This is a genomic window from Vreelandella lutescens (assembly GCF_014640815.1).
GTDB lineage: Bacteria > Pseudomonadota > Gammaproteobacteria > Pseudomonadales > Halomonadaceae > Vreelandella > Vreelandella lutescens.
On sequence record NZ_BMHM01000006.1, the window covers coordinates 1 to 13,822 of the forward strand.

Annotated in this window: 11 protein-coding genes; 6 read left to right on the plus strand and 5 right to left on the minus strand. The window is 55.8% G+C overall.

Features of this window, described 5'->3' with window-relative positions:
* Positions 1-131, minus strand: a 131-nt coding sequence (locus IEW65_RS14575; protein ID WP_188640186.1) for an NAD-binding protein, incomplete at its 3' end; no start/stop codon positions are given.
* A 207-nt stretch (positions 132-338) separates the two neighbouring features.
* On the opposite strand from IEW65_RS14575, the gene kdpF reads away from it, so the two are divergent.
* Genes kdpF through IEW65_RS14605 form a run of 6 tightly spaced genes read left to right on the plus strand, consistent with a single transcriptional unit; the run spans position 339 to position 8,250 of the window.
* On the plus strand, positions 339-419 hold the full coding sequence (kdpF, locus tag IEW65_RS17225) for a K(+)-transporting ATPase subunit F (protein WP_081742537.1): 81 nt from the start codon (positions 339-341) through the stop codon (positions 417-419).
* Positions 420-428: 9 nt separating this feature from the next.
* Complete coding sequence (kdpA, locus tag IEW65_RS14585; protein WP_188640187.1) at positions 429-2,120, plus strand: potassium-transporting ATPase subunit KdpA; 1,692 nt, start codon at positions 429-431, stop codon at positions 2,118-2,120.
* A 10-nt stretch (positions 2,121-2,130) separates the two neighbouring features.
* Positions 2,131-4,167 carry a potassium-transporting ATPase subunit KdpB gene (gene kdpB / locus IEW65_RS14590; protein ID WP_188640188.1) on the plus strand — a complete coding sequence of 679 codons (2,037 nt, stop codon included), beginning with the start codon at positions 2,131-2,133 and terminating at the stop codon, positions 4,165-4,167.
* Between the two features lie 10 nt (positions 4,168-4,177).
* Positions 4,178-4,843: a potassium-transporting ATPase subunit KdpC gene (gene kdpC / locus IEW65_RS14595; RefSeq protein WP_188640189.1), complete on the plus strand. Its 666-nt coding sequence runs from the start codon at positions 4,178-4,180 to the stop codon at positions 4,841-4,843.
* Between the two features lie 4 nt (positions 4,844-4,847).
* Entirely contained in the window at positions 4,848-7,532 is a 2,685-nt protein-coding gene (locus IEW65_RS14600) for a sensor histidine kinase (protein WP_188640190.1), read from the plus strand.
* Positions 7,522-8,250 carry a response regulator gene (locus IEW65_RS14605; protein WP_188640191.1) on the plus strand — a complete coding sequence of 243 codons (729 nt, stop codon included), beginning with the start codon at positions 7,522-7,524 and terminating at the stop codon, positions 8,248-8,250. Before IEW65_RS14600 ends, IEW65_RS14605 begins: the two co-directional genes overlap by 11 nt.
* Positions 8,251-8,266: 16 nt before the next feature.
* Here IEW65_RS14605 and IEW65_RS14610 read toward each other — a convergent pair whose 3' ends face one another.
* From IEW65_RS14610 to malE, 4 genes are all read right to left on the minus strand, one after another.
* Positions 8,267-9,754, minus strand: a complete 1,488-nt coding sequence (locus IEW65_RS14610; protein WP_188640192.1) for a TrkH family potassium uptake protein — start codon at positions 9,752-9,754, stop codon at positions 8,267-8,269.
* Positions 9,755-9,956: 202 nt separating this feature from the next.
* A complete protein-coding gene (gene malG / locus IEW65_RS14615) occupies positions 9,957-10,847 on the minus strand; it encodes a maltose ABC transporter permease MalG (protein WP_188640193.1) in 891 nt (296 codons plus the stop codon).
* 10 nt (positions 10,848-10,857) lie between these two features.
* A complete protein-coding gene (gene malF, locus IEW65_RS14620) occupies positions 10,858-12,414 on the minus strand; it encodes a maltose ABC transporter permease MalF (RefSeq protein WP_188640194.1) in 1,557 nt (518 codons plus the stop codon).
* A gap of 60 nt (positions 12,415-12,474) precedes the next feature.
* Entirely contained in the window at positions 12,475-13,662 is a 1,188-nt protein-coding gene (gene malE / locus IEW65_RS14625) for a maltose/maltodextrin ABC transporter substrate-binding protein MalE (RefSeq protein WP_188640195.1), read from the minus strand.
* Positions 13,663-13,822: the final 160 nt, after the last annotated feature.

The window sequence follows — 13,822 nt, forward strand, 5'->3', positions numbered from 1 at the left end:
TCCAGCTTGGTGTGCAGTTCGCGCAGTTTTGCGCCGTCGGTATCGACGACGGTGATGTCGTTCTCCTCGCGGGCGAGGTGCTCGGCCAGCGTGGCACCCACTTGGCCTGCGCCAAGAATGATAATTTTCATAGGTAGTTAGGCCACTCCGGCGACATATGAATACAGATACTCACCTATCTAAGGTGAATCTGTCGATAGTAGAGCGTTTCAGACCTCCTTTTAGCCGACGAAAAAGGCTTTTTTTTACATCTTTTTGACGGCTAACGCTTTAAACGCCATCGAATTTTTACGCCTGCAATCTCTAAGCTCAGGGTGCCAATCAAAGGAGGCACTTCCATGAATATTGCATTGCTAATTATCGCGACCGGCACAGCGGCGTATCTTTTTTACGCGCTCATCTGTCCCGAGCGTTTTTAGGAGATCGTCATGAACGATATGATCGCTATTTACGCCGTAGTGGCTCTGCTTAGTGTGCCCTTGGGTATCTATATTGCTTTTGCATTAAGCACACAGACGAACCGGCTCGATACGCTGTTTGGCGTGATTGAAAAGCCTATCTACCGGTTGGCGGGCGTTAACAGTCAACATGCCATGACGTGGCAAGTGTACGCGTTAGCCATCCTTAAGCTGCATGTGGGCTTGATACTGCTGGCTTGGCTGGTCTTTATGTGCCAGGGCCTACTGCCACTCAACCCGGACGGCATCCCCGGTATGCCGTGGGACACGGCGCTGCATACAGCGGTGTCCTTTGCTACCAACACTAACCAGCAGCACTACTCTGGCCAGGCGCAGCTTTCACATTTAAGCCAAACCTTTGCCATTGTCACACTGCAGTTCTTAACCCCCGCCACGGGGCTCGCAGTGTTGGTCGCGATTGCCCGCACTTTGTTAGTCGCTAAACCTGCCAAGGTGTTAAACGGCGTTGGTAACTACTACCACGACCTTACCCGCACCGTGGTACGGGTTATGTTGCCACTGGCAGCGGTAGTCGCACTGTTGCTCACATGGCAGGGCGTGCCGGCCAGTTATCAGGCCGCTCATCAGGTAGAGATGCTGGATCCTCAGGTGGAAGAAGTTCAGACGATTCCCCTAGGCCCAGTGGCGTCCATGGTGGCGATCAAGCAGTTGGGTACCAATGGAGGTGGCTGGTACGGGCCCAACTCAAGCGTGCCGCTGGAAAACCCCACGCCGCTGGCGAATGTTATCGAAACCGCTTCACTGACGCTTATCCCTGTGGCACTGCTGATTGCCATTGCTCTGATCAGCGGTCGACGCCGACTAATGATGGGCATTGGCGCCGTGATGATTGCGTTCTCACTGATCTCCACCTCGGTGGTGGTCTATTCAGAACGCATGCCTAATGCTGCTTTGATCGAACTCTCCCAGCCGGGGGCCAACTTGGAAGGCAAGGAGCTGCGTTTTGGCACTGACCTTTCCGCTCTATGGGGCAGTTGGACGACACAAACGTCAAACGGCTCAGTCAACGCTATGCACGATAGCTTCAATCCCATGGGCGGCATGATGCTGCTGATGGATATGTTCGTGAACGTGACGTTTGGTGGCGTTGGCGTTGGGCTGATTGGTTTCTTCCTATACCTGATGTTGGCGGCCTTTGTTGGCTCACTGATGGTAGGTAGGTCGCCCGAGCTTTTTGGCAAACCGTTAGAAACCCGCGAGATGCGCTGGATTTCACTGGCGATTCTGGCTCAGCCGCTGGTCATCCTGGGGTTGAGCGCGCTGACCGTGGCGATGCCAAACGCGGCCGCCAATTCAAACCCAGGGTTTCACGGTTTATCCCAAGTGCTTTACGAATTTACCTCCGCGTTTGCCAATAACGGCTCTGGTTTTGAAGGGCTGGGCGATGACACAACCTGGTGGAATATCGCCTGCGTGGTCGCCCTATTGATTGGCCGCTTCTTACCCATGCTAGTGCCATTAGCGGTTGCCGGTTGGTTGGCCGCTAAGCGCACGGCACCGGCGGGGCGCGGCACCCTGCCCATGGATAGCCCCGCCTTTATGGGCTTAACCGCAGGGGTGATTGTGATTGTTAACCTGCTTGGCTTCTTACCGGCATTAGTGCTTGGCCCGATTGCAGAATCCGTCGTGCAAGGCTTCTAGGAGAAAAGAGATGTCACATACAGAGCTTGCTAAACAGCCGCGTCGTTCGCTGCCTATTGGCCAAGTCGTCACCGGCGCGCTGAAAGGGCTTGCGCCCCATCTACTGGCGCGCAACCCGGTTATGGCGGTGGTCGCCATTGGTACCGTGGTGTGTTTCGGGCTAACGCCGATTGCTTTCGCCCAGGGCGAAAACGGCGGCTTTGCGCTCTCCATTGCGCTACTGCTGCTTGCCACCGTGCTGTTTGCCACCGGTGCGGAGTCACTGGCGGAGTCCCGGGGTAAGGCCCATGCTGGCGCACTGCGCAAAACCAAAGGGGAGCTCAAGGCGGCTAAGCTAAATGCTGACGGCACCACCAGCGCCGTGACCGCCGACTCACTGCGTAAAGGCGACCGAGTAAAGGTGGTGGCGGGTGAGCTGATTCCGGCAGATGGCGATATCGTCGAGGGTGCCGCATCTATTAACGAGTCGGCGGTAACCGGTGAGTCCGCGCCGGTGCTGCGTGAAGCGGGCACCGATAACAGCGGCGTCAGCGCGGGCACTAAAGTGCTCTCAGATCAGCTGATTATTGAAGTCAGCGCCAACCCCGGTGAGTCCCTGCTGGATCGTATGATTGCCTTGGTAGAGGGTGCCAGCCGTCAGAAAACGCCTTCCGAGCTGGCGCTTTCGGTGCTGTTGGCGATGCTGACCCTGGTATTCCTGATCGTAGTGGTGACGCTGGTACCCATGGCCGCTTTCGTTGGGGTAGAAACCTCAACGGTCATGCTGGTAGCGCTACTAGTGTGCTTGATTCCCACCACCATTGGCGGTCTTTTGCCTGCCATCGGCATTGCCGGTATGGAGCGCGCGATGCGTGCCAATCTGGTCGCCAAATCAGGCAAGGCAGTAGAGATCGCCGGTAGCATCGACACGCTGTTGCTGGATAAAACCGGCACCATTACCCTGGGCGACCGCCGCGCGACGGAGTTCGCCCCCTGCCAGCAGGTGCCGCGTCAACGGGTACGCGATGTAGCGTTTTTAACCTCTCTGGAAGACCCTACGCCTGAAGGCCGTTCGATTGTGACGCTGGCCACTGAGCAGGGTGTGGATGTGCAGCTTAGCGAAGAAGCGGATGGCGCAACTTTTGAAGCCTTCAGTGCTGAAACCCGGCTTTCAGGGGTGGATCTAACCAGCGGTAAAAAGCTACGTAAAGGTGCCCCCAATGCCATCGCCGAGTGGGTAAAGGCGCAGGGTGGCGTTATTCCCAGCGACTATCACCAGGTCATTGAGCGTATATCCCGCGATGGTGCCACCCCCATTGCAGTTGCGGAAAACCATCAGATTCTGGGTGTGGTAGCGCTGTCTGACGTGATTAAAAGCGGTATCGCGGAGAAGTTTGCCGAGCTGCGCGCTATGGGTATCAAAACCGTGATGATCACCGGTGACAACCCGGTTACCGCCTCGGCGATAGCCGCCACGGCCGGTGTCGACGACTACATCGCCGAAGCCACGCCTGAGCGTAAGCTGGCGCTGATTCGCGAAGAGCAGGCCAGTGGCCGACTTGTGGCCATGGTGGGTGATGGTACCAATGACGCTCCGGCGCTGGCCCAGGCTGACCTTGGTCTGGCCATGAATTCCGGCACCCAAGCCGCCCGCGAAGCGGCCAATATGGTCGATCTGGACTCCGACCCCGGCAAGCTTATCAGTGCGGTGGAAATTGGTAAGCAGCTGCTGGTGACCCGAGGCGCACTGACCACGTTCTCTTTGGCGAACGATGTCGCTAAGTACTTCGTGATTCTACCGGCCCTCTTTGCGGCAAGTTTCCCGGCGCTGGGCGTGCTGGATGTAATGAACCTGCATTCGCCCACCACGGCGGTGCTGGCAGCCGTGCTGTTCAATGCGTTGATTATCCCCGCCCTTATTCCCTTCGCGCTGCGTGGCGTGTCCGTAAAGGCTGCATCGGCGACGATACTATTGCGCCGCAATCTGCTGATCTACGGTCTTGGTGGGCTGCTGCTACCGTTCCCCGCCATCAAGCTGCTCGACATGCTGATTGCGCTGTTTATCTAGGAGAAGCGTCATGAATATAGGTATTAAAGATCCCACGGCGATTAATGAAGAAGAGCAGCAGACACCAACGTTTGAGGCAAAAGCCACTTGGGGCAGTGCGTTGCGCTTTATGGTGGTGATGGCCGTTCTGCTTGGGCTGGTGTACCCCTTAGCGACGACAACGGTCGGTGGCTGGTTGTTTCCTGAGCAGTCGCAAGGCAGTTTGGTTCGTGACGCCGATGGTCGGGTGATAGGGTCAAGCCTGGTGTCGCAAACCTTTGTCAGCGATGAATACTTTATCGGTCGCCCGTCAGCGGCGGGTAACGATGCGGGCGGAGTATCGGGCTCTAACCTGGCGCCTAGCAATGAGGCGCTTCGTGAGCGTGCCCAAGCCGATGCCCAGGCGATTGCCCAGCGGGAAGGTGTCAGCGTCGATCAAATCCCGGTTGATCTGATCACCGCTTCGGGCTCTGGGGTTGACCCACATATCTTGTTACCAGCCGCGGAATTACAGGTCGCAAGGGTAGCGCAGGCGCGTGAAATCGACGAAGCTAGCGTCACTGAACTGATCGACCAAGCGCTTGAAAACACGGGCTGGCTGGGGTCGCCAGTGGTCAACGTATTGCGGTTGAATGTGAGTTTGGATGAGCGTTTTCCCGTCGCCACCACCACGTCGTCTGTCATCCCTGTGGAGTAGCTAAATGTATTCAGCGGATCAGCGACCCGATCCCAATGCATTGCTAAAAGCCGCGCGCCGAGAGGCGCGCGGCTGTTTGCGTGTATTTTTGGGAGCCGCCCCTGGCGTTGGCAAAACCTACACCATGCTTCGCACGGCCCGGGAGCGGGCAGAGGAGGGTGATGATATCGTGATTGGCGTGGTGGAGTCCCACGGCCGCGCCGACACCGAAGCTCTCTGTGAGGGGCTGTCACGTATTCCACTAGCGCCTTTACAGCACCATGGCCGAACGTTTTATGAATTCGATATCGATGCGGCCCTAGAGCGGAAGCCCACCATTCTGCTGGTAGACGAGTTAGCCCATCGCAATATCCCCGGCAGCCGACATCCACGGCGTTATCAGGATATCGAAGAGTTGCTGGATGCGGGGATCGATGTCTGGACAACGGTGAACGTCCAGCATTTGGAAAGCCTCAACGACGATGTGGCCCGGATTACCGGCATTCGCATGCGCGAAACCGTTCCCGATGCACTGCTAGAGCGCGCCCGAGATGTATCGCTGGTGGACTTAACCCCGGAGGAGCTGCTCGAACGCTTAAGGCGCGGCAAGGTGTATATCCCTGAGCAGGCACGCGCCGCCATGGAGGGCTACTTTAACGAGTCGAACCTTAACGCGCTGCGCGAGCTGGCGATTCAGACAATGGCCGAGCGGGTAGATGCCGATGTAAAAGTGGCCATGGATGCCAGCGGTAGGGCAGGCCCTTGGCCGGTAAGGCCCCACCTGTTGGTGGTTGTTACCGGTAGTGAAGACGATGTGTCCCTCGTGCGTGCAGCCCATCGAATGGCCGAGAGGCGTTTGGCCGTATGGCGGGCGGTCTATGTGGATAAAGGTGTTGCCTCGCCGGAGCAGCAGCTTACGATTGAGAAGATATTTAGCCTAGTGACCCGGCTGGGAGGCGATTCACTTCGCTTGCAGGGGCATAGCCAGTTAGGTGAAGTGCTCAACTACGCCCGCTCGATTAATGCCACCACAATTATGGTGGGTCGCGACGGCAAGCGCCGCTGGTGGCCGTGGTCGCGGCCGCTTGCCCAACGCTTGATCGCGCATACCGATGTCTTTGATATCGTGGTAGTGGCTCAGAGCAGCGTGAAGCAAGGTAGGCGTAAGCGGCAGCCTAGCTGGAGAGTGCGTCCACCCCAGCTACTCGCTACCAGCTTGGCGGTGATGGCCTCATTAGGAATCGCCCACCTTTTAGAGCCCTGGCTGGAGCTTGCCAATCTATCACTGGTATTTTTAGCCGCCGTGCTTTTCAGCGCTGTCTGGGCGGGCACCGCAATGGCGATGTTCAGTGCCGTTGCGAGTTTTTTGATCTTTAACTTCTTCTTTACAGAGCCACGTTTGACCTTTGCCATGGTGGAGCGGGGGCAGCTGTTGACGGTGGTATTCTTCTTTTTGGTAGCGCTAGTGGTGGGGCAATTAGCGGGTCGTGGACGCCAGCGCTTAGTTGCACTGCGGTCTAGCCGCGATCAGACACAACTTCTGCTGCGCTACGCCGAGCAGCTCTCAATTGCCACCGACAGTGCCAGTGCCGCCAAAGTGGGTGTCGATACCTTGGTGCAGTGTTTTGAAGTCCCCGTTATCTTTATTGAAGCGGCGGAAAGCGCTAGCGAGGTGCGTGTGGTCTACGCACTGCCGGATGCCGAGCGTCTGAACATGACCGCTAAGCAGGCAGCGGTATGGAGTTGGCAACACCAAAAACCCAGCGGTCAGGGCACTCAAACATTAAGCCAACAGGCGTGGCGCTTACTACCGCTCGCGGTACAAGGAGAAAAAGTGGGGATGCTGGCACTCAAGCTATCTGCTAGCCCGAATGCGCTGACACACGAAAGTGAAGCATTAATTGATACGTTGGCGCGTCAGCTCAGCATGGCGCTAGAACGAACACGGTTAGTAGCAGAGCTGAACACCACGCGGGTCTCAGAGGAGAATGAGCGTTTGCGTTCTGCGCTGCTTTCCTCCGTATCCCATGATTTACGCACCCCGCTTGCCTCAATTATTGGCTCCACCAGTTCGTTAATCGAGTTAAAACCACAGCTCAGTGATAGCGACCAGCGTGAGCTACTGGACGGTATTTTGTCTGAAAGCGAACGGCTCAATCGCTACATCCAAAACTTGTTAGATATGACTCGTCTAGGCCATGGCACACTCAAGATTGAGCGCGATTGGGTCTCGTTTGATGACGTGATTAATTCGGCGCTTAAACGACTGGGTCAATCGCTCAAGCACGTGGTGGTTCGCAAGCAGTGGCCGACCAACTTGCCGCTACTATACGTGCATCCTGCACTGGTGGAGCAAGCGCTGGTGAACGTTCTGGATAATGCTCAGCGCTTTTCGCCACCTAATGGTGAGCTATTAATTAACGTACACGTAAGAGACGAGGAACCCAACGTGCTGGTTATTCGCGTTGAAGATGAGGGCCCTGGTATCTCGCCAGAACTGCGTGAGCAGGTATTTGATATGTTTTACAGCGGCGGTGACGGTGACCGCAGCGCCCATGGTAGTGGGCTGGGTTTGGCAATTTGTCGCGGCATGATCGGCGCTCATGGTGGCACCATTACCGCCAATGTGGGAACGAGTGGAAAGGGAACAGCGATCATTATAACGCTGCCACTATTAGGAGCAGATATCAGGAGGATGGATGAAGAGTGAGGGGAAAGGGCGCATTTTGATCGTTGATGATGAGCAGCAGATTCGCCGATTTTTGCGCATTAGCCTTGCTTCGCAGGGCTACGGCGTCATTGAGGCAGAAAATGGCGAGCAAGCACTAGCAGCGGCTTACACCCAATCGCCAGATGTCGTGCTGCTCGATTTAGGCTTGCCTGATATGGATGGGCATGACGTACTGCGTGGGATTCGTGAGCAGAGTGCCGTACCGATTATTGTGGTATCTGTACGCGACAGGGAAGAGGAGAAAGTACGCTCGCTGGATAATGGTGCTAACGACTATGTCACTAAACCGTTTGGTATCCAGGAGCTACTGGCGCGTATTAGGGCAGTGCTGCGCATTGCCCAAAAGGTCAAAGGTGAAGAGAGTGCCAGCTACTTTATGAGCGCTAATGTCACCATCGATGTGGAATTGAGGCGTGTCTTGGTGCATGAGCAGGAGATTCATTTAACCCGTAAAGAGTTTGCCGTACTGGCGAAGCTTTGCCGCTACGCCGGGCGAGTGGTCACGCAAACGCAGCTGCTTAAAGAGGTATGGGGCCCAACGCATACCGATGACACTCACTATCTGCGTATTGTGGTGAGTCGCTTGCGTCAAAAACTAGCCGATGACCCACAAACACCGGCCCTGCTTCAAACAGAGGCCGGCGTTGGCTATCGGTTACTGGTGGAAGCCTGCGCTCGGCCTGCAGAAACATTCTGACGCCACCAAGCGGTGGTTAACGCCGCCAGAACATGGGTGTCATTAGCACCACTACGGTCAAAATCTCCAAGCGGCCCATTAGCATGCCTACACATAAAAGCCACTTGGCCGCATCGGGCAGTGTGGCAAAGTTGCCTGACGGGCCAATGGTATCGCCAAGGCCAGGGCCTACGTTAGCCACCGCAGTGGCGGCACCAGAAAGCGCTGTGACCAAGTCTAAGCCCAGCGCGGCAAGTCCTAACGCCAACACAGCAATGGTAATAAAAAAGAAGAACGAAAAGGCCACGACGCTGCGGGAGATATCGCTAGTGACCGGCTGCTGATTATAGCGAGTGGTAAAGATGCCGTTCGCGTGAATCAGGTAGCGCAGCTGGTTACGCAACATCAGCATGGCGATTTGAAAGCGGAATATTTTCATACCCCCACTGGTAGAGCCGCTACAGCCGCCAATAAAAGTGAGGTAGAAAAAGGCGGCAATTGGCAGGGTGCCCCACAGCGTGTAGTCGTCTGATGCATAACCGGTAGTGGTGACAACCGAAACAACGTTAAAGGTGACGTGGGTAAGCGAGACAAACCAGTTGTCGCCTTGAAATACTCGCCAAGCGCTTAATATCACAATGGCCGCTAGCAGCAGCTTAAGCAGACCGCGCACCTGTTGGTCTTTCCACAGTGCACTGCGGGAGGAGCGAATAAAGCGAATGTATAAAACAAACGGTAGCGCACCGCTGAGCATAAAAAAGCTGCCCATCCACAGCAGCCAAGGTTGTTCGGAATACGCACCAAAGGAGGCGTCCGAGTTAGCAAAGCCACCGGTCGCCAGTGAGGTCATGCCATGCACAATGGCATCCAACGGCAGCATGCCGCCCAGCCAGTAACTGAGCATGGCGGCAAGCGTTAAGATGACATAGATAGATAGCGTGGCTTTAGCAATGCCGCCAGTGCGGGGCATAACCTTATCAGACCAGTCAGAAGACTCAGTATGGAATAGGCGCATACCGCCCACTTTCAGAAATGGCAAAATGGCAATGCCCATCACGATAATGCCGATACCTCCCATCCACTGCATCAGTCCACGCCACAGCTTTAACCCGTCAGAGAGGTTTTCGATGCCGACCAATACGGTAGAACCGGTGGTCGTAATGGCGGAAACCGACTCAAACACTGCGTTAGTAAAACTCAGCTGGGGGGCACCCAATATCAGCGGCAGGCTGGCAAAGCAACTAATGCTGGTCCAACTGCCCGCCGTGAGAATAAACATCTGCCAAGGTTTGAGTTCGAGCGATACATGGCGAGTAAGCCCCCAGGTAGTTAACGTCGCGCTTAAAATAATCAGAAGTGAGACGGCAAAAGCAGGCGCATCCGGATCTTTTTCAATGACCAATACTAGCAAGGGTAGCGTCATGAATATTGCCAGCACCAGCCACAATACCGACATGATTTTAAAAATTTGTGCCCAGTTTCGGTAAGTATCTCGGTAATAACGCGCGCTTGGAAACGTGGCCATATAAATCCGCTCTGAGTAGGTCCGCTCTAAGTAGGTCTTTCTAAATTGCCCTAGTCTTTATAGCGCTATCTCACCATGCCAATAGGAAAATGTCCGTAAAATTTACCTAAAAAATGGCATGACTAATAAAAAAACCGGCGCTATCAAGCACCGGGTATGAGCAAGCTGCTCAAGCGAGGAAATAGGCTAGCGAAGCACGCTTTTACCCTTTCACACCCCCTGCAGTTAAACCGCCAATAATCCAGCGTTGGCAGATCAAAAACGCCACGGTAATCGGTAGACCGGAGAGTACGGCGGCGGCGGCAAAATTGCCCCAGCGCTGGTTGTGGTCGGCCAGGTACTGCTGCGCGCCCACGGCGAGTGTCAGTTTGTGCTCATCTACCAGCAGCACCGATGCCATGGGGTACTCCATAATGCTCATCACAAACGCCAGAATGAACACCACCATTAAGATTGGGATAGAGAGCGGCAGCAAGATATAGCGGAACGCCTGCCAGGTGCTGGCACCATCCACCATGGCAGCCTCTTCCAGCGAGCCATCGATGGATTCGAAATAGCCCTTAATCGTCCAGATATGCAGCGCCACCGCGCCGAGCGATGCCACAATCAGCGCGCCGTGGGTATTGATCCCCAGCCAGCCAACAAACTGCCCCAATCGGTCAAACAGAGCGTAAAGCGCCACCAGCGAGAGCACCGCCGGGAACATTTGAAAAATCAGCATGCCTTTGAGCAGTGGCTCTTTGCCTTTAAAGCGCATGCGGGCAAAGGCATAGGCGCTGGTGGTGGCCAGCATCAAAATCAGCACCGACGACACCACGGCCACCTTGATGGAGTTCCACAGCCACAGCAGCACGGGGAAGGGCGGTTGCACAATGGTGCCGTCTGTCCGCTCCCAGGGGATGCCCAGCGCTAGCGACCAGTGCTCCAGCGAGAAATTCTCCGGAATTAGGCTGCCGGTGGCAAAGTTGCCCTCGCGAAATGAAATTGAGATCACTAGCAGCAGCGGAAACACAATCAGCGATACAAAACAGATGAGTGCCAGGTGTGCCCCCAGGCGGCGTACGCCAACGGAGCGGGGTTGAACCATCGCCATCAGTAACCTCCTAAACCTTCACTTTGGAAAGGCGCAAATTAAGTAACGACATGCCCGCTACCAGCAGGAAAATCAGCGTGGCAATCGCGGCCGCTAGGCCAAAGTTCTGCCCGGCATCCTGAAAGGCAATGCGGTAGGTATAACTCACCAGAAGGTCGGTGGTGCCCGCCGGGGTGCTGGCACCCAAAATATCTGGGTTGCCGCCGGTGAGCAGTGCAATCAGCACAAAGTTGTTGAAGTTGAACGCAAAGGCGGCAATCAGCAGCGGCGTTAACGGCTTGATAATCAGCGGCAGGGTGATTTTAAACAGGTTGGTGAGCGGGCCGCCGCCATCCACTGCCGAGGCTTCGTATAAATCCTGGGGGATCGCTTGAATCAAGCCCATGCAGAGCAGCAGCATGTAGGGGTAGCCTAACCACGTATTCACAATCAGCAGCATGCTGCGGGCAAGCCAGGGGTCGGTAAACCACTCGGGGCGTACCCCGAATAGTGTGTCCAGAATCATGTTCACCTCGCCAAAGTGCTGGTTGAACATGCCTTTAAAAATCAAAATCGAGATAAACGCAGGCACTGCATAGGGCAGAATCAACAGCGTCCGGTAAACCGCTTTACCCCTAAGTTGGTCCCACTGCAAAAGGGAGGCCAGCACAAAGCCAACCGCCAAGGTAAACACCACGGTGAGGGCGGCAAACACGAAGGTCCACACAAAAATTTGCATGAACGGGCCGCGAATATCCGGGTCGGTAAAAATCTGGGTGTAGTTGGAGAAGCCCACATTGACCGGCCAGCCAGGGGTGATTTGCTCGCCGTTATCCGCAACGAAGAAGCCGATAGTGTGATCTGGTGTCAGGACACGATCGTCTCGGCGGTCATAAAGTGAGCCATCATCCAGCGCTTCATAGCGATCAAGCATGGGCGCAAACTGGCGAATGCCCGCCATGCGCAGCTCGATACCGTCGGGGGTGATTAACCGCAACCCCTGTAACGCACTACGGGCTTGAATCACCTCGCGCATGGGCAGTGCTTCAGAGGCAGGTGCCGAACTAGCGGCTTGAAGACCTAGCTGGCGAGTTTCTTGATTGTCGAGATTCAACGGAGACGACATCCATCGTTGCGTCTCGTTTTCAAGCAGCAAACGCACCAAACCGCCTTCTGCATAGAGGGCGAGATTGTACGCCGCATCGTCCTCCTGATAGGTCTGGCTCATCAGCTGGTCGCGCACCCGCTCCTCTGACAGCAGGTTGGTAGAGCTGTAGTTACTAAAGCTGATGCCGAAAGTGTAAATCAGAGGGAAAATAACAAAGACCCCGAGGCCTGCCACTGCCGGAAAAATATAGCGGTGGCTCATCAGCGTGCGTTTGGTAAACACCACGCCCAGCGAGCCGCCTAGCACTAAAAACAGCAGGGCGAACATCCACTGGCCGTTTAAATGAAAGGCCAAGACTAACCAGAGTAGCGCGATCACCAAAACAGCAATCACGCCACGCATTGCCCAGCGGGTGTAGCGTTCAGTAAGATAGCGAGAGCGATGGCGGGGAAGGCCACGAGACGCGTTGGTGGTATACATGATGGCTTCCTGAAGGCTGCCCAACTGCTCATGCAGCCGGGCAGAGAGGGAAAATGAAGGCTACTGACGCATGCGCCGTGCAGCAGCATCCAGCGCTTCTTGAGGCGATTGGCGTCCGCTGCCAATGTTCTGCAGCGCGGGCTCCATGGCCGCCCAGAAGGCTCCCATTTCAGGAATGTTAGGCATTGGCATGCCTACTTCGGCGTTTTCTAGCGTGGCGGCAATATTGGGGTTGTCCGCCAGCTCGGCTTGGTAATCGATATGGGCCACCGCGCCTAGCGAACCGTCGCTGTTAAAGGTGCGCATCCCCTCTTCGCTGAGCAGGTAGTTCTCTAAAAACTCAACGGCCAGAAAGTCGTTGGGGGTGGCGGAGTTGATCATGGCGGTCATCACACCAAACATCGGTTTCGCGTGCTCATCGCCTACCTTAGGTAGCAGCGCCACGCCGTAATCAATGCCGCTGCGCTCCAGGTTAGGCCATGCCCAAGGGCCGCTGATCATGGTCGCCACTTCGCCCCGGTTAAAGCGGGTGTCCATAAGGTTGTAGTCGGTGCCACGGGGGAGTACATCGCTTTCGATCAGCTCGACCAGTAGCTCTGCGCCTTGCAGTGCGCCTTCATTGTTGACGCCAATATCACTCACGTCATAGCCGCTATCGGTTTGTTTGAACGGGTAGCCGCCGTTGGCCGCCAGCAGTGTCCAGCCGTAATAGGGCTCGCTGTAATCAAATAAAATGGCTTTTTTGCCGTCTTGGGCCAGCGTGGCGTCCAGTTCCATCAGTTCGGCAAAGCTTTCGGGGGGCGTTTCTACCAGCGCTTTGTTGTAGATCAGGCCGAGAGATTCCACCGAAATAGGGTAGCCGTAGGTTTCGCCATTCCACAGTGCGGCGTCCCAGGTGAAGTCGTAAAAGGCTTCGCGGAAGCTGTTGCTGGGGGCGAGCGGTTTGAGCAGGCCGCTCTGCGCCCATTCACCCATCCGGTCGTGAGCCCAAATGACAATATCCGGCCCTTGGCCGCTGCCAGCCGCCTGTTGGAAGCGGTCGGTCAGGTTGTCGGGAAACACCACCTCTACTTCAATGCCGGTATCTTCGAGGAATTGATCGGCGACTGCGCGGATGCCTTCTTGGCCTTTATTGTCACCCATCCAGATGGTTAAGCGGTCATCTTCAAAGGCGAAGGCGGGGAGTGTTGCGGTGGCTGCTAACGTAGCGGCGAGCAGCGGCGTGAAAAATGGGCGAACCATTGCCATGATGTGCATACCTCATTTGGACATTGTTGTTGTCGTGCACGCTCTAAACTGACGTGCTTTGTTCCCTGCCAGCGTCGCTAATTCGGCGCAAGGTCACCTCCTCCTCAGGGGGAGTAGGGGTGGCGTATCCCAGGGGCGTAGAGTAAAGGTAGAAGGAGAG

Bases quoted from the DNA above. Each gene is read 5' to 3' on its own strand.
- IEW65_RS14600 (WP_188640190.1), top strand. From the start codon at position 4,848: ATGTATTCAGCGGATCAGCGACCCGATCCCAATGCATTGCTAAAAGCC.
- malE (WP_188640195.1), bottom strand. From the start codon at position 13,662: ATGGCAATGGTTCGCCCATTTTTCACGCCGCTGCTCGCCGCTACGTTA.
- malG (WP_188640193.1), bottom strand. From the start codon at position 10,847: ATGGCGATGGTTCAACCCCGCTCCGTTGGCGTACGCCGCCTGGGGGCA.
- kdpC (WP_188640189.1), top strand. From the start codon at position 4,178: ATGAATATAGGTATTAAAGATCCCACGGCGATTAATGAAGAAGAGCAG.
- malF (WP_188640194.1), bottom strand. From the start codon at position 12,414: ATGTATACCACCAACGCGTCTCGTGGCCTTCCCCGCCATCGCTCTCGC.
- IEW65_RS14610 (WP_188640192.1), bottom strand. From the start codon at position 9,754: ATGGCCACGTTTCCAAGCGCGCGTTATTACCGAGATACTTACCGAAAC.
- kdpB (WP_188640188.1), top strand. From the start codon at position 2,131: ATGTCACATACAGAGCTTGCTAAACAGCCGCGTCGTTCGCTGCCTATT.
- IEW65_RS14605 (WP_188640191.1), top strand. From the start codon at position 7,522: ATGAAGAGTGAGGGGAAAGGGCGCATTTTGATCGTTGATGATGAGCAG.
- kdpA (WP_188640187.1), top strand. From the start codon at position 429: ATGAACGATATGATCGCTATTTACGCCGTAGTGGCTCTGCTTAGTGTG.
- kdpF (WP_081742537.1), top strand. From the start codon at position 339: ATGAATATTGCATTGCTAATTATCGCGACCGGCACAGCGGCGTATCTT.